At 52.1% G+C, this 16,844-nt stretch carries 14 protein-coding genes; 7 read left to right on the top strand and 7 right to left on the bottom strand.

The genetic code is table 11. The features are described 5' to 3' along the window. The first annotated feature begins 21 nt into the window (after nt 1–21). The gene (locus X965_RS00815) at nt 22–609 is read left to right on the top strand and encodes an ACP phosphodiesterase (protein WP_004236418.1); all 588 of its coding nucleotides are present in this window, start codon (nt 22–24) and stop codon (nt 607–609) included. 204 nt (nt 610–813) lie between these two features. After that, nucleotides 814–1,416, top strand: coding sequence for a peroxiredoxin C (locus X965_RS00810; protein ID WP_004240420.1), 603 nt, complete (start codon nt 814–816; stop codon nt 1,414–1,416). A gap of 112 nt (nt 1,417–1,528) precedes the next feature. Here X965_RS00810 and brnQ read toward each other — a convergent pair whose 3' ends face one another. The 3 genes from brnQ to phoB form a co-directional block, all read right to left on the bottom strand. Then, nucleotides 1,529–2,860: a branched-chain amino acid transport system II carrier protein gene (brnQ, locus tag X965_RS00805; protein ID WP_015422964.1), complete on the bottom strand. Its 1,332-nt coding sequence runs from the start codon at nt 2,858–2,860 to the stop codon at nt 1,529–1,531. A gap of 394 nt (nt 2,861–3,254) precedes the next feature. After that, nucleotides 3,255–4,550, bottom strand: a complete 1,296-nt coding sequence (phoR, locus tag X965_RS00800; RefSeq protein ID WP_036416650.1) for a phosphate regulon sensor histidine kinase PhoR — start codon at nt 4,548–4,550, stop codon at nt 3,255–3,257. Nucleotides 4,551–4,580: 30 nt separating this feature from the next. Beyond that, on the bottom strand, nt 4,581–5,270 hold the full coding sequence (gene phoB, locus X965_RS00795) for a phosphate regulon transcriptional regulator PhoB (protein ID WP_004236414.1): 690 nt from the start codon (nt 5,268–5,270) through the stop codon (nt 4,581–4,583). Between the two features lie 277 nt (nt 5,271–5,547). Between phoB and sbcD the strand changes: the two genes are divergently transcribed. The 3 genes from sbcD (at nt 5,548) to X965_RS00780 (ending at nt 11,321) form a co-directional block, all read left to right on the top strand. After that, a complete protein-coding gene (gene sbcD, locus X965_RS00790; protein ID WP_004236412.1) occupies nt 5,548–6,840 on the top strand; it encodes an exonuclease subunit SbcD in 1,293 nt (430 codons plus the stop codon). Beyond that, complete coding sequence (locus X965_RS00785) at nt 6,837–10,523, top strand: AAA family ATPase (protein ID WP_036416648.1); 3,687 nt, start codon at nt 6,837–6,839, stop codon at nt 10,521–10,523. The genes sbcD and X965_RS00785 overlap by 4 nt, the downstream gene beginning before the upstream one ends. Before the next feature lie 195 nt (nt 10,524–10,718). After that, nucleotides 10,719–11,321, top strand: a complete 603-nt coding sequence (locus X965_RS00780) for a nitroreductase family protein (RefSeq protein ID WP_004236410.1) — start codon at nt 10,719–10,721, stop codon at nt 11,319–11,321. 136 nt (nt 11,322–11,457) lie between these two features. Here the strand turns inward: X965_RS00780 and mak are convergent, their stop codons facing one another. Further along, complete coding sequence (mak, locus tag X965_RS00775; protein WP_004236409.1) at nt 11,458–12,366, bottom strand: fructokinase; 909 nt, start codon at nt 12,364–12,366, stop codon at nt 11,458–11,460. Nucleotides 12,367–12,545: 179 nt separating this feature from the next. Between mak and rdgC the strand changes: the two genes are divergently transcribed. Beyond that, nucleotides 12,546–13,454 (top strand): recombination-associated protein RdgC, encoded by a 909-nt coding sequence (gene rdgC / locus X965_RS00770; protein WP_004240426.1) that lies wholly within the window; start codon nt 12,546–12,548, stop codon nt 13,452–13,454. A 50-nt stretch (nt 13,455–13,504) separates the two neighbouring features. On the opposite strand, the gene X965_RS00765 is transcribed toward rdgC, so the two are convergent. Then, entirely contained in the window at nt 13,505–14,209 is a 705-nt protein-coding gene (locus tag X965_RS00765; protein WP_004236407.1) for a DAPG hydrolase family protein, read from the bottom strand. An 87-nt stretch (nt 14,210–14,296) separates the two neighbouring features. Here X965_RS00765 and X965_RS00760 point away from each other — a divergent pair, with 87 nt between their 5' ends. Next, nucleotides 14,297–14,926, top strand: coding sequence for a TetR/AcrR family transcriptional regulator (locus X965_RS00760; RefSeq protein WP_036416646.1), 630 nt, complete (start codon nt 14,297–14,299; stop codon nt 14,924–14,926). 35 nt (nt 14,927–14,961) lie between these two features. On the opposite strand, the gene yedF is transcribed toward X965_RS00760, so the two are convergent. Then, on the bottom strand, nt 14,962–15,207 hold the full coding sequence (gene yedF / locus X965_RS00755) for a sulfurtransferase-like selenium metabolism protein YedF (RefSeq protein ID WP_004236405.1): 246 nt from the start codon (nt 15,205–15,207) through the stop codon (nt 14,962–14,964). Between the two features lie 10 nt (nt 15,208–15,217). Beyond that, nucleotides 15,218–16,429 carry a selenium metabolism membrane protein YedE/FdhT gene (yedE, locus tag X965_RS00750; RefSeq protein ID WP_004236404.1) on the bottom strand — a complete coding sequence of 404 codons (1,212 nt, stop codon included), beginning with the start codon at nt 16,427–16,429 and terminating at the stop codon, nt 15,218–15,220. Nucleotides 16,430–16,844 lie beyond the last annotated feature (415 nt).

The following is a 16,844-nucleotide window of genomic DNA, read 5'->3' as shown; positions in this document are numbered from 1 at the left end:
GGAATAAAAGGCTGCGGTATTATGAATTTTCTCGCACATCTCCACCTTGCCTCACTGGCAAACAGCAGTTTTCTCGGCAATCTGATGGCCGATTTTGTCCGCGGCACACCGGAAGAACAGTACAGCGCACCGGTCGCGGCGGGGATCCGGCTGCACCGGCGTATTGATACCCTGACCGATTCACACCCGCTGGTGCGGGAAGCCCGTCAGCTGTTCCGCCCGGAATACCGCCGCTACGCGCCGATCACGCTGGATGTGGTCTGGGATCATTTTCTTTCCCTGCACTGGTCTCAGTTTGAACCGAAAACGTCGCTGACCGATTTCACACAACACGTCCGCACAGTGATTGAACCGCAACTGGCGTTCACGCCGGTGAAATTTCAGGAGCTGAATGAGTTTATGTGGCCGCAGCGCTGGTTAATCCGTTATCAGGAGATCCCCTATATCGGACAGGTGTTGGCGGGGATGGCAAAACGACGTCCGAAACTTGCCGCGCTCAGGGAGACAAATCAGGATTTTACCGATAATTATCAGTCTCTTGAAAAGATATTCTTCCGCTTCTATCCGCAGATGATGGACAGTGTGACAAAGCCGTTTACAGGTCAGTAACGGTTTTTACGTTCATTCACACAATTAGCACTTGAACTTTACTCAAATAACTCTATCTTATTCGGGTAGCAGATAGAATAATGAACTATTGATAGGTAAAACCTATTATATTAATCGGTATTATGATCTTTAATACCATCCCCGGATTCTTTATTCTGTCTGTTGTTTATTGCCATACTCTATATAATCTTACAGGAGTAAATTATGGTTCTGGTAACCCGTCAAGCCCCCGATTTTACAGCTGCAGCCGTTATGGGTAACGGTGAAATTGTTGATAACTTCAATCTGAAAAAACACCTGAACGGCCGTCCGGCTGTTATCTTCTTCTGGCCGATGGACTTCACTTTCGTCTGCCCTTCTGAGCTGATCGCATTCGATCACCGCTATGAAGAATTCAAAAAACGCGGTGTGGAAGTGATTGGTGTGTCTATGGACTCTGAGTTTGTTCATAACGCATGGCGTAACACTGCTATCGACGATGGCGGTATCGGTCCGGTTCAGTATCCGATGATTGCGGATATCAAACATGACATCATGCGGGCTTACGGTGTTGAGTTTCCGGAAGCCGGTGTTGCTCTGCGCGGTTCTTTCCTGGTGGACAAAAACGGTGTTGTCCGTCATCAGGTCGTCAACGACCTGCCGCTGGGCCGTAACGTAGACGAAATGCTGCGTATGGTTGACGCACTGCAATTCCACGAAGAGCACGGCGATGTATGCCCTGCACAGTGGGAAAAAGGTCAGGAAGGTATGAATGCATCTCCGAAAGGCGTTGCTGACTTCCTGAAAAAGAACTCCGGCAAACTGTAAGTTCCGGCAGTTAAGAGATACAAAAACCAGCCTGCGGGCTGGTTTTTTTGTGCCTGAATAACGGGCAAAAAAATACCCCGCACATGACAGGGTATTTTTATAATCCGGACTATCAGGCGTGTTTGTGATTCACTTCCGGCTCAGCGCCCATCAGGCGATCAACCACAATGGAAACCACCAGCACCGCCAGTGACGGCGCAAGCCACGCCAGGTCATATTTAAAGAACGGCAGCGACTCAATCCATGACGGCATATAAGGGCCGAACATTTTAGTGGCTTTCAGAGCACCCATCGTCCCGAGGATCAGGCTGACCAGCATTGCCGGCGCAACCACCCGTCCCGGTTTTTTCCAGAAACGCAGTGTGAAACTCAGCAGGATCAGCACAATACACGGCGGATAAATGGATACCAGCACCGGAATGGAGAATGCAATCAACTTGCTCAGCCCCAGGTTGGAGATCACCATGGAGAACGCACCGAGGATCCACACCAGAGTACGGTAAGAAATCGGCAGATAACGGCTGAAGAATTCCGCACAGGCGCAGGTCAGGCCGATCGCCGTTACCATACAGGCCACAAAAATCAGTACCGCCAGGAAGAAGCTGCCGTAGTTACCGAAAGTATACTGGACATACTCATGCAGAATTTCCGCACCATCGGCAGGGTTCGGGATAATCGACCCGCTGTTTTCCCCTAATTTGAACAGTGCCAGATAGACCAGAGTCAGCAGCACACCGGCAATCAGCCCGGCCCACATGGTATAGCGGGTCAGCAGTGAGGAGTTTTCCACTCCGCGCGAACGGGCGGCATTAACAATGACAATCCCGAAGACCATTGCGCCGAGGGTATCCATGGTCAGATAACCATTAATAAACCCGTTGGAGAACGCCATTTCTTTATACTCCGGCGTTGCCATAATGGCATCACCGGCCGGCCACATGACCGCAGCCACCCCGAGGATAGCCAGAGCCAGCATTTTAACCGGTGCCAGCACATGGCCGACGCTGTCCAGCAATTTACCCGGATACAGAGAAATACCGATCACACAGGCAAAATAGATTACGCTGTAAATCAGCAGGGAAATATCAGATTCTCCGCCTACCAGCGGCGCAATCCCGATTTTATAAGAAACGGTGGCTGTACGCGGCGTGGCAAACAACGGCCCGACGGACAGATAGGCCACAACAGCCAGCAGCAGCCCGGCGTATTTACCGACTGGTGTACTGAGTGCCTCAATACCGCCACCGACTTTTGCAAGTGCGATCACTGTCAGAACCGGTAAACCAACGCCGGTGATCAGGAACCCGGCTGCCGCCGTCCAGACCATTTCGCCGGCCTGAAGGCCGACCATTGGCGGAAATATAATATTTCCCGCCCCGACAAACAGCGCGAAGGTCATAAAACCTAAGGCTAAAATATCTCGTGAAGTTAAACGATGCGCCATATTATTTTTGTCTGTTACTGTTAATTTAATGTGAAATATTCAATAAAAATATCGGAAATAAAAATCCAACTCCCTGATCTGTCACCGGCGCTATCTCCTGCTGTTTTAACATTCTATTAGCACTACGTTATTCATATTAAGTTAATAACTATAGTGATTATATTTAAAAAACAGTGATATTTGCCAATAACTCACTACAAGTAAAACTTTTATAGCGCAGAAAGGCAATAGTCAAAGCAAAAACCAGAACTATATACCGAAGTCTATTTCCAAAGCAGCGATTGCTGTTATGTAAGCTTCAATAAACACTATATGATTTGTTTATATTTTAATCAGACATTTTAAATCTGCTGAAATTAGCAGCGATTAAATAAAGAAAGCGGCAAAAGCCGCTTTAATGAGAGGACTTAGCGATAAGCCGCGCAGGAATGGTAAAACTGAACTCCGTTCCCTGCCCGGGTTTGCTGGTAATATCCAGATGGGTGTGGTGATGCTGTAAAGCGTGTTTCACTATCGCCAGCCCCAGACCGGAGCCGCCGGTCTGCCGCGAACGGGATTTATCCACGCGGTAAAAACGTTCAGTCAGGCGGGACAGATGTTCCGCCGGAATGCCCGGACCGTTATCTTTCACACTGAACACCGCGTTACCGTTACGCAGCGCCCAGATGACCTCAATCCGTGTATTTTCCGGAGTATGATTTACCGCGTTATACACCAGGTTCGACATGGCGCTGCGCAGCTCTTCCTCATCCCCGAAAATCTTCAGTTTGTCATCCACCGCAAAGCGGATGTCATGGTTACCCCGGCTGAGCGTCACGGCTTCCTGCTGAAGCATTATCAGCATCCCCGGCACATCCACAACCTGATCCAGCCCGCTTTTGACAGCCACTTCAATTTTTGAGAGCTGCAAAAGCTGTTTAACCATGCCGTCCATACGGCGGGTCTGCTCCTGCATGGTCAGAATCGCTTTTTTATTCATCGGATTATCAAAATCCTGATCCGCGAGCATCTCCAGATAGCCCTGCAAAACCGTCAGCGGCGTGCGCAGTTCGTGACTGACATTGGCAAAGAAATCACGCCGCGAGTTTTCAAGACGGCGTTTTTCCGTCACATCGCGGGCAACCATCAGCAACTGCCCTTCTGAATACGGCATGATGCGCAATTCCATCATGCTGCCGTTATTCAGTTCCAGCGTCAGCGGCAGGGTATAGTCACCTGCAGTCAGATAACGGCTGAAATCCGGGTAACGCAGAAGGTTAAAGATGTGCTGCCCGTTATCATCCGGCCAGCGGAAACCGAGAAGGTGCTGGGCATGTTTGTTACACCAGAAAATATTGCCGTCTTCTGTCATCATCACCACCGCATCCGGCAGGGATTCTGCCCCGCTGCGAAAGCGTTTGATCAGGGTGGCGAGTTCACGGCGGCGCTTGCGGTTACGCTGCTGAAGCTGGTAGATACCGTAAAAAATCGGCTCCCAGCTGCTGCGGCCGGGCGGTGGCAGCATACTGCGATCCAGCCACAGCCAGTCAGACAATTTCAGTAAGTTATAGCTGTGCCAGACGGCAGCGGCAAACAGGGCACCGGCAAGAAACCAGCCGGTATAGCCGAAAAAAAGTGACAAAAAGAGTGCCGGCAGGCAGAAAACCAGTAATTCCAGTACAATTTTTTTCCACGAAAGACGCTCAAGCACGCGCGATCCTCTTGCGGTTTAACATTATTATCAGTAACGGACAGAGAAGCGGTAACCCGTTCCCCGGACTGTCTGTATCATTTTATCGTGTCCGTCCGCTTCCAGCGCCTTGCGCAGGCGGCGGATATGCACATCCACCGTGCGGTCCTCAACATAGACATTTTCCCCCCAGACATAGTTCAGCAGCTGTTCACGGCTGTAAACCCGCTCCGGATGAGTCATAAAGAAGTGCAGCAGTTTGAATTCGGTCGGCCCCATTTCCAGCGGGTTCTCATTACTGGTTACGCGGTGGGATGCCGGGTCGAGTGTCAGGCCGTTCATGGCGATAAGGTCATCCGCCGCCATCGGGGAGATGCGCCGCAGAATCGCTTTAACACGGGCCACTAACTCTTTCGGTGAGAAGGGTTTGGTCAGATAGTCATCCGCGCCGGTTTCCAGACCTTTGACACGGTCTTCCTCTTCACCGCGCGCCGTCAGCATCATCACCGGGATTTCCCGCAACTGACTGTCCCGTTTCATATGTTTGATAACCTGAATACCGGAACCGCCCGGGATCATCCAGTCCAGCAGGACAAGATCAGGGAAAGGCTCCACCAGCCGGGCAATGGCCGCATCATAATCATCCGCCTCGATAGGCTGATAGCCATTCTGCTCCAGTACAAAACAGACCATTTCACGGATAGGTGCTTCATCTTCAACGACTAAAATTCGTCTTGCCATGGCGTTCCCTGTTTACCGTTAATTTCATTTCATCAGACAGTGCCGCGATTATGCGTCACTTTTGTGACAGATTTATGAATATCAGCCGATACCTCAGCCTGCACCGCAAAGATAATGTCATTAAACTGACATACTACACACAAAATGCGTGTCAGATCGTAAAACACTGGATATTCATCCAATATTTATTTTTACCGCCTGATTTCCGTTATACTCTGTTTTCAGTAAACCGCCTAACGCAATGCGCATTCAGTTCGCCCGGCAGGAATAACCATATATGAAAATCATTCACACATCAGACTGGCATCTCGGACAATATTTTTACACTAAAAACCGGTTACAGGAACATCTGCAGTTTTCAGACTGGCTGATAAACCTGATAAAAGAACAGCGGGCGGATGCCCTGATTGTCGCCGGAGATGTGTTTGATACCGCCTCCCCGCCGAGTTACGCCCGTGAGCTGTATAACCGTTTTGTTGCACAACTGCAACAGACCGGCTGTCATCTGATTGTGCTTGCCGGTAACCATGATGCCGTTGCCACGCTGAATGAATCCCGTGAACTGATGGCCTGCCTGAATGCGGATGTGATTGCCCGGCCGGATCCGGCGCGGGATCTGATCGTACTTTATAATAAGCAGAACCAACCCGGTGCGATTGTCTGTGCTGTGCCGTTTCTGCGGCCGCGCGATATTCTGGAAAGTCAGGCCGGACAATCCGAAGCAGAGAAACAACTGGCACTGCTGACCGCGATACAGTCACATTATCAGTCCCTTTATGACAGAGCGGTGGCAAAACGGACTGAGTTGGATACAGATGTCCCAATCATTATGACCGGCCACCTGACAACAGTGGGTGCCAAAACATCGGAATCTGTCCGTGATATTTATATCGGCACACTGGATGCCTTTCCCGCCGGTGCTTTCCCGCCGGCGGATTACATTGCCCTCGGGCATATTCACCGCGCACAGTCCATCGGTGACAGCGGCACCATCCGTTACAGCGGTTCCCCCGTCCCGCTCAGTTTTGATGAATCCGGACAGGAAAAAAGTGTCTTCCTGCTCACCCTGGATAGCAACAGCATTACGGCGATTGATGCGGTACCGGTTCCCTGTTTTCAGCCGATGGTCTGCCTGAAAGGCGATCTGGATACCATCAGTCAGGCGTTTGAACAGTTTCCGCCCCGTGATGAACACACACAGCCGGTCTGGCTGGACATCGAAGTTGCCGGGCGGGATTACCTGCCGGACATTCAGAAACGCATTCAGGCACTGACAGAGCCGCTGGCCGCAGAAGTGATCCTGCTGCGGCGCGAGCGCAGACAGATAACCGCAGACAACAGCGAAGCTCTGCGCGAAACCCTGAATGAGCTGACTCCGGATGATGTTTTTGCCCGGCGTCTGGCACTCAGTGATACCGAAGAAGAGGATATTCCGCGTCTCACCACCCTTTTCCGCCACGTTTGTGAGCAGGTTCGTGACCAGGCAGAGAGTGACAGCAGTGAAATCAGTACCGGTATCAGCGGAAAAAACAATACCCGCACAGACAGCCGGAAAGGAAAAAGTGAATGAAGATCCTGACATTACGGTTTAAAAATATCAATTCACTGCAGGGCGAATGGAAGATTGATTTTACGGCAGAACCCTTTGCCGGAAACGGGTTATTTGCCATCACCGGCCCGACCGGCGCCGGGAAAACGACTTTACTCGATGCTATCTGTCTCGCGCTCTACCATGAAACCCCGCGCGTAAAAACATCCGCATCCCAGAATGATGTGATGACCCGCCATACTGCGGAATGTCTGGCCGAAGTGGAATTTTCCGTCAAAGGAAAAGCATACCGCGCGTTCTGGAGCCAGCGGCGCGCCAGAGATAAAGCCGACGGTAATCTTCAGCCGCCGAAGGCCGAACTGGCTGAGTGCGCCACCGGAAAAATCCTCTCTGACAAACTGACGCAGGTCAGGGAGAGCATTATTGAGATCACCGGGCTGGATTTTGCCCGTTTTACCCGTTCCGTTCTGTTATCACAGGGAAATTTCGCCGCTTTTCTGAATGCTGATGATAATGAACGGGCAGATTTGCTGGAAGAACTGACCGGTACGGAAATTTACCGTCTGATTTCCCGTCAGGTTTATGAAGACTACAAAGCCGCGCAACAGGCGTTGTCTCTGCTGGAAGCGCAGACTGGTGCTATCCGGCTGATGACAGATGATGAACGGCTTACGTGTCAGGCTGAACTGACCACACTGCAGACGGATGAGCAGGCTCAGCTTATCCGCCAGACACAGTTACAGGCCGCACTACAATGGTGGCAGCACAGCGACACACTGAATACAGAAACAGAACAGCGGCAACAGCAGCATGCCGCTGTTATGCAGCAGATACAGGATGCCCGGCCGCGGCTTGACCGGCTTGCCCGCGCCAAACCGGCGGAAAAACTGCGTCCGGCCAGGGAGGCGGTGCAGAACAGTGCCGTCTTAAGTGCACAGCTGACCACCCGTATGCAGGAACTGGCACAAACAACAGAGAGCACCACCCGCTCGCTGCAGCCACTGAGCAGTCAGTGTGAGGAACAACAACAGTTACTCACCGGGCTGAAACAGCAACATCAGCAACTGGAAACACTGGCAGAGAACGAAATCAGGCCGCTGGATAACCGGCTGCAGTTGCTGAACAGTCAGTCTGATGCACTGAAACAGCAATATCAGGCACAGTTGCAGGAACAGCAGGCACTGCAAAACCAGTCAGCACAACTTCAGCAACAGCTGGCGCAAACCCGTGACAGTTATGCGCTCAGCACACAGTTCAGACAGGAAAATGCGCAGAAAGCAGAGCTTCCGTCTGCCATTGTTCAGTGGCGGCATGAGCTGCACACCCGGCAGGAATACCGGACTCAGATTTCCGCACTGACAGAACAGCAGCAGGTGGGGGAAGTTCAGCAACAGTCACTGACCGCAGCACACACAGAAATGACAAATAAACTGGCTGTCCGCAATCAGTCTGTTCTGCCGCTGAAAACAGAGCTGACGGCCTTACAAACCACATTGCAGCAGGCCCGGCAGACTGAACCGGACCAGCAGTTAACCACGCAACTGCAACAGACCGGTGAAAAACGCGGATTACTGCAAAAACTGGCATCACTGGCACCGGAAATCGCCCTGCTGACCCGTAACCTGGAAAACCTTCTGCAACAACAGCATGCCTCTCAGGAAGAGATTAAAACGCTGACAGAATGGATTGCACAACAAGAACCGGTTCTGGCCGACCAGCAGACACATCTGCATGACCTGACAGCCCGTTACCGGCTGGAGCAAACCATTGTCCGGCTGGAGGCAGAACGTCAGCGTTTACAGGCCGGAGAACCCTGTCCGTTGTGCGGCAGTACCGATCACCCGGCTGTCGCTGACTATCAGCAGGTAGTACCGGATGAAACCGCACAGCGCCTGGAAGCACTGACACACACTGCCAGAGAGGCCGAGAAAACACTGGCAGCGAAGCAATCTCAGCTAGCGTTTACCCGCACACAACACGAAAAACTGAGCAGTACACTGCAGGAAACCGGAGAGATCCTCGCGGCCCATACCGCACAGTGGCAGAAAATCTGTCTTGAGGGCGAATTTGACTCCCTGACAGATTCCCCGGCATCGCTGAATGACATCACTCAGCATTATGACGGGCTGTATCAGCAGCAACAGCAGGCTCAGGAAGCCCGCCATGCCCTGGAAACTCAGGTATTAACACTGCAAAACCGGTTACAGGCGGAAGAGGCTGAATGTGAACGGCTGTCACAGGCATTACAGCGCAATACTCAGGAACAGCAGTTTCTGTCACAGCAGCAGACGGAACGGGCCGCCCGTCTGACGCAGCTTTATCAGCAGCAACAGACGCTGGAAACCTCACTGACACAAACAGTGACCGCCTTTGGTTACACCATTCCCTCACCGGCAGAAACCGCTGAGTGGCTGGCGCAGCGTCAGCAGGAAAGTGATCAGTTCGCCGCAAATGAACAGCAGATACAGCAAAGTGCACAGCAACTCGCGGAACTGACCGCACAGCAGCAAAATCTGGAGGCTCAGCAGGCAAAACTGACCACACAACTGGCAGAACAGTCCACCGCACTGGCTGCACTGCAACAACAGCACAACGCTGTCACGGAACAACGGCAGGCACTGTTCGGTGATAAAAATATCAGCACGGAATTACAGAAACTGCTTTATCAGCAGCAGGAAACGGAAAACCGCCTGAAAACCCTGATACAGCAGCGCGACAGCCTGCAACAAAACCTCGCAGGGCTCCGGGGGGAAGAAAAGCGGCTGCAACAGCAGATTCTGGATGCACAGGAGCAGCACCACCACAATCAGCAGGTTTTTCAGCAGCAACTGGCAGAAAGCCCGTTTGCCGGTGAGGCTGATTTCCTCGCCGCCCTGCTCAGTGAAGAGGAACACCAACAGTTACAGGCGCTGGAAACAGCGCTTAACCAGGCACAACTGAAAGCCGCCACCAGTCTCGGGGATGCCAGAACCGCGCTGGAGCAGCACCTGTCCGCCCAACCGGAGCCGTTCCGCGAACAGTCCCGGCAACAGCTGACAGAATCACATACCGCCGCCACACAGCAACTGCGGGAACTGAGCAGCCGTCAGGGGGAATTGCGCGGGCGGCTGACGGCGGATGACAATCTGCGGGTACAGCAGCGCGATTTACTGGATAAAATCACCCGGCATCAGCAGGACGTCACCGACCGCAGCCGCCTCAACATGCTGATAGGCTCTGCCGATGGTGCCAAATTCAGCCGCTTTGCTCAGGGACTGACGCTGGATTATCTGATCCACCTGGCGAACCGGCGGCTGGAGAAACTGCATGGCCGCTATGTGTTGCAGCGCAAAACGGCAGACAGCCTGGAGCTGCAAATCACCGATACCTGGCAGGCAGACACTCAGCGTGATACCAAAACCCTCTCCGGCGGGGAAACGTTCCTGGTCAGTCTGGCGCTCGCACTGGCCTTATCTGATCTTGTCAGTCATAAGACACAGATTGAATCCCTGTTCCTCGATGAAGGCTTCGGCACGCTGGATCAGGAAACTCTCGATATCGCGCTGGATGCACTCGATAACCTGAATGCCACCGGGAAAACCATCGGCGTTATCAGCCATATTGAAGCTATGAAAGAACGTATTGCAGTGCAGATCTCTGTCAGAAAAATGAACGGACTCGGGATCAGTAAATTATCGCCGGAATATCGTGTTACAACGGCGTGATATTTTCACGCTGTCAGCACACAATGATTAATTCAATGATATTTATTGGAAATTTTTCTGTCGGCCGAATTTTTTGAAACATAAGGTTAAATATTTTCGGTATGTTTTTTGATTCATTGCTTATATGCTGTTCATCATGAACTGAAGAGAGCGCGGAAACCGGTTTTTCCGACAAAAAATTTAACGGAGAGTAACATGTCTAATTCATTTATCGAGTTAATTAAAAAACGCAGAACAATTTACAGCCTTGGTAATAATCTGCCTGTTTCTCAGGATCGTATCGCCGCGCTCATCAAAGAAGCTGTGAAACACAGCCCGACTGCGTTTAACTCACAATCATCCCGCGTCGTGGTGCTGTTTGGTGAGAACCACAAAAAACTGTGGAATATCGTGAAAGATGCACTGCGCGCCATTGTCCCGGCAGACGCGTTTGCTGCGACCGAAGGTAAAATTGATAATGCCTTCCTGTCCGGTGCCGGTACTGTGCTGTTCTTTGAAGACCAGTCCGTTGTCAAAGGCTTACAGGAACAATTCGCACTGTATGCGGATAACTTCCCGATCTGGTCTGAACAGGCCAGCGGTATCGCACAGTTTGCTGTCTGGACTGCACTGTCCGAAGAGAATATCGGTGCCTCCCTGCAGCACTACAACCCGGTGATTGATGAGCAGGTCAGCAAAGCCTGGAATATCCCGGCTGACTGGAAACTGCGCGCACAGTTAGTGTTCGGTTCCATTGAACAGGAAGCCGGCGAAAAAGCCTTTATGGATGATGAAAGCCGCTTCAGAATCTTCAACTAATCTTCCGGACTCAGCCGCGTATTAAACGCAGCTGTTCCCGGACGCATCAGGCGCTTTACCTGTCACAAAGCGCCGTTATTACCTTCTGTTATCGTATTAAAATATGCCTTGCCCGCCTTGTGCGGGCTTTTTTTTATCAGGCTTTCGGCCACAGCCACGCCGCACCACGGACACCACTGGAGTCACCGTGCACCGCTTTGCGGATCGGCGTATCGCACTCACCACCGAAAACACGGGAGCGCATCAGCGCCGGTACCGTCTGATACAAGCGATCGACGTTACTCATCCCGCCACCCAGCACAATCACATCCGGGTCCAGCATATTCACGACCTGGCCGAGCGCTTTTGCCAGCCGCTGCTCATAATTCACCATCACCTGTTCAGCCGGTAAGTCGCCCTGTGACAAACGACGGATGATCTCCGCACCTTTGCAGACCTCACCGGTCAGCGCGGTATAATCAGCCATAAAACCGGTGCCGGAGATAAACAGTTCGGTACAACCCTGTTTGCCGCAATAGCAATCCGCCATTCCTTTAAACAGCCGGTCGGCTTCATCCTGCCACGGCAGCGGGTTATGTCCCCACTCCCCGGCCACACCGTTACCACCGCTGTGAACCTGTCCGTTCAGGGCAATCCCCGCACCGCAGCCGGTACCGATAATCACCGCGAAAACGACCGGAAACCCTGCGCCTGCACCATCAACCGCTTCGGAGACCGCCAGGCAGTTTGCATCATTTGCCACCCGCACTTCCCGTTGCAGTAATGCACTGAGATCCGCATCAAACGGCTGACCGTTCAGCCAGACCGAATTAGCATTTTTTACCCGTCCGGTGACCGGCGACAGTGTTCCCGGGATCCCTACTCCGACAGTGCCGGTCTCTCCGGTGGCGGTTTCTGCATCGTGAACCAGCCCGGCAATCGCCTGTAATGTTTGCTGATAGTCAAAACGCGGCGTATCCGTTCGTTTACGGAATAATTCCTGCCCCTCATTACTGAGTGCGATCACTTCAATTTTGGTGCCGCCCAAATCAATACCGATCCGCATACTGTCCCCTTCTGCTGTGGATTTACGCTCTGTCTTTCATACCTCTGATAATGCAGGGCAGCGGCCTGACAATCAAGTTTCCGCGCGAAGGCATTAGAGCAACGCGGCAAGATCCGTTATCATAGCGGGATGCAATTCTCACCGCGCAATGACCGCGCATCATAAAACAGGACTGTCCGATGTGGTTTAAAAATATACTCGTTTACCGCCTTAGCTCGCCGTTTCCGCTGTCTGCCGATGAGCTGGAAAAACAGCTGGAACACATGGCATTCACGCCGTGCGGCAGTCAGGATATGATGAAAACCGGCTGGGTTTCGCCGATGGGCTCCCGGGGTGATGCACTGACTCACGCTGCCGGTAAACAGATCCTTATCTGTGCTAAAAAAGAAGAAAAAATGCTGCCATCGCCGGTAATTAAACAGGAATTGCAGGCGAAAATTGAAAAGCTGGAACATGAGCAGCATCGCAAACTGAAGAAAACGGAAAAAGATTCCCTGAAAGATGAAGTGGTTCATGCTCTGCTGCCGCGTGCCTTCAGCCGTTTCAGCCAGACCGCCATCTGGATTGATGCGGAACGCGGCCTGATTATCGTCGATGCGGCCAGTGCCAAACGGGCGGAAGATAACCTTGCCCTGCTGCGTAAAACACTCGGCTCTCTGCCGGTGATCCCGCTGACCACCAAAGACCCGATTGAACTGACGCTGACCGAATGGGTGCGCTCCGGTGATTTACCAACCGGTTTTGCCCTGATGGATGAAGCTGAACTGAAAGCCATTCTGGAAGACGGCGGCGTGATCCGCTGTAAGAAACAGGATCTGGTATCAGACGAAATCGCCACCTGCATTGAAGCCGGAAAATGTGTCACCAAACTGGCACTGGACTGGGAAGAGCGGATTCAGTTCCTGATGTCTGATGACGGTTCCTTTAAACGCCTGAAATACAGTGATGATTTAAAAGACAAAAATGAAGATATCGACCGCGAGGATTTTGCTCAGCGGTTTGATGCTGATTTTGTCCTGATGACCGGCGAACTGAGTGCGCTGATCAGCAATACCATTGCCGCCCTCGGCGGTGAAGCGGAACACTGAAAATAAGATCTGCGGGAAGCCCGGTAACAGGCTCCCGCTGATATCCGCTGTTATGCCCACGGCAGCGGGGCTTTTTCATCATTACCGTGCTCGCCGTAATAGAGCGACGGCAGAAAACGGGACAAGTAAGTAAACTCGTTATAGCAGTGCTTCATCAGCCCGAAACCAATCTCATCCGGCAGTTCCGTCAGCGGATCCGCCAGTGACGCCCCGAGTAAAAACCGGCTGCGCAGCACACATCCGAACTCTGTATCATAGGTTATATGCAGCATTTTTCCGTCGATCGGGTAACCGAGCGTATCGGTTTTCACATCATCCCCGAACCCGATATGGGCGCAAACAGCACCGGAAATCTGATGCGTCTGCCGCGCGGCGGCCAGTTTATCCGCATCAAAGAAATCCTGTGCATCGTTGAATTTCAGTGTCGCGCCGACCGGCGGGATCGGCCCGAGAGACTCAACCGCACGGATTGTCGCCCCGATATAACTCTCCCCTTTTTTCCAGACCGAATCCCAGCCGTGATGTGCCACATGATCATGTGGGTGCCACCAGCGGATATGCTGCGTGGTTTCAAAAAACGTGAACCACCACTCCAGCATCCGCCCTTTACAACCGTGCAGGTCGGTTCTGACAGATACTGTCAGCAGCCCTTCTTCGCTGCGCTCCAGACCCATTTCCATCCGCAGTGGTTCAGGAGATAATAACTGGTTAATATCATCCGGTGCCCGGGGTAAGTTTTGTTTTTTCGCTGACATGACGTATACTCCATAATTAAGAAACGATTTTCGTTTCCTAATTAATATTGTCCTGTAACGGGTATTTGTCAATTGAGGATCGCACGTATGGCTAATAATGAAGCTGCCACAGAACCCCGCGGACGTGGCCGTCCGGTTGTTCCGGAAGAAGAACTGATTGCAAAAATCCGCGAGGCATCACTTAGTCTGTTGTTATCACAGGGATATTCCGCAATGACGATGGATGCGGTGGCAAAACAGGCGGGTGTCTCCAAAAAGACGCTGTACCGGTTCGCTGGCAACCGTGAAGATCTGGCGGAGCAGATAGTGCGCGGCTGGACGGATTCCTTTGTGCCGCTGTTTATGCAAGATGCAAAGACTAAAGATGAATTTTATCAGCTGCTTGAAAACAATCTGACCATCATGAGCCACAAGGTGCTCAGTGCTGAGGCGGCGGGATTATTTTGTCTGCTGAGCAGTGAGTTTCCCGGCCGGGAGTTATTGCTGACCCGCTATCAGGCCTGCGGTATTGAGCGCGGACGTGCGCTGCTGACAGAATGGTTGTCCCGGCATCAGGCGTTTCTGCCGCTGCCGGATGCAGCACAAACCAGTGATTTGCTGTTATCGATGGTAATGGCAGAGCCGCTGCGCCAGATTGCCCTGAAACTGGCACCACCAGCACCGGATTACCCGGTACAGGCGCGGATCCGTGCTGCGGTGGCATTACTGAAACGCTGACGGGCACCGGCGGATAACCGGCACCCGAAACCGCATTATTTCTGTATCAGATAGCGGATTGTCGGCCCGTCCTGCTGGATGGACAGCACAGTGTAGCCGTGGTTTTTGGCATCCAGCGGGATATTGTTGATGGATTGTGGGCAGTCACTCACCACTTCCAGGATCTCTCCGGGTTTCAGTGACGGCATGGCTTCAAGAGTCGCCACTGCCGGATACGGGCACGGCTCACCGACCATATCCAGCCGGTAATCCGGCACAATTGCAGTATTTTCGGTATTCATGGTGTGCTCCTTAATGTGCGGCAGCGGCGACAGTGTCAGCCTGGTTTTTCCGGCGGAAGAAGCGTTTCTCCCACATCAGTAACAGGATAAAGGCAAAGGCGAGTAATCCGTAAGTAACCAGCAGACCACCAGCCGGGCCGAAGGTATCCAGCAGGTTGACTTTGTCATAGTCAGTCGCCAGCCACGGTGCCACGGAATCCCAGTAATAAGCCAGAATAGTCGCGCCGATAATATTACCCAGGCCGACCCACCAGAAATGCACCTGACCTTCCACAGCACGGTACATCCAGCCGGTTTCACAACCCCCTGCCAGCACAATACCGAAGCCGAACAACAACCCGCCAATCACGGCGTTAGGGCCTGCCCAGAAGATTTTCGGCTCTGCGCCCAGTTGTACATAGCTGTAGATGCCGATAGCACTGACGGCCATACCAAGGATAATTGCTTTTGCCATCTGGGTACGCCCTGTGATCCAGACATCACGGAACGCGGAGGTAAAACAGATTTGCGCCCGTTCAATCAGCAGACCAAACCCGATGCCAAACAGCATCGCCATGCCCAGTTTCGGGGATTTAAACAGCGTGAACAGAGACCAGGTGACACACAGCAGGAAGATCAGCATACCGAGACGAAAACGGCGTTTCGCCCGCTGCAAATCCTGTGTCAGCGGTGAGGCTTTGCTGACTTTTTGCAGTTTGACCGGAATGCGGAACATCGGCAGCAGCGTAAATTTTGCGCCGAAGTAAGAGCCTGCGGCGGTTGCCAGTGCAAAGAACCAGGCATGGAGGGAGAATTGCGGGATACCGGTAAAGAAGGCTGCCAGGTTACACCCCATTGCAAGACGTGCCCCGAAACCGGCGATAATGCCGCCGATAACGGCCTGCCAGATACGGATTTTGTGTTGCGGAAGGCGGATTTTGACGTTGTTAGCCCATAAGGCTGCGGCGATACAACCGGCAAACATACCGATAATCATCATGCCGTCGATACGATCCAGGGGCGAGCCCTGCAAACCGATCACCTTAAAATACCCCCAGTTTTCCGGATGAGCGCCGAACAGTTGCAGAATGTGTCCGCCCCAGCGCGTAAACTCTCCGGTGACCGCCCAGAATGTGCCTGTTAATCCGAAGTAGTATGCGGATAAGATGCCGGCGGCGATCACTGCGGGCAACGGCTGCCAGAACCTGACAAGATACGTTGATTTAAATGTAGACCAGTTCATTTTTTTACCAAAAAAATCCCGACAGCGTCGGGAATCGATGTCGGAGTACGTGTGTACCAGTAGGATCTTTATATGTGATCCACCGGAGAATCATACTCCTGTATAAGATAATTCGCTTATTAATATTTTTAAAAATACTGGCATGTCCTCGGCGCTTTATGCTTTCTTTTTTTTACCGGTCAGGTCTTCTGAATACTCACTGTGTGCCGAAAAGAATAAAACATCAAACCATCTTCTTTCAGATTCGGGCAGCGGGATAACCGGCAAAGCGGAAAGACGCTGACACATCCTTGTTCGCTCGGATCGCGCCATCCCTGGCGCTTGACGCTTTCCTTTTTTTGCCGGTTAACCCCTCATGTACTTCAACTCTGTTAAAAACAGAAAACAGAAAACAGAAAAATCAATCTGCTAAATC

The organism is Morganella sp. EGD-HP17 (genome assembly GCF_000512315.2).
GTDB lineage: Bacteria > Pseudomonadota > Gammaproteobacteria > Enterobacterales > Enterobacteriaceae > Morganella > Morganella morganii.
Note: the sequence above shows the minus strand (reverse complement) of the source record. Positions and strands in the feature narration are given on the sequence as shown.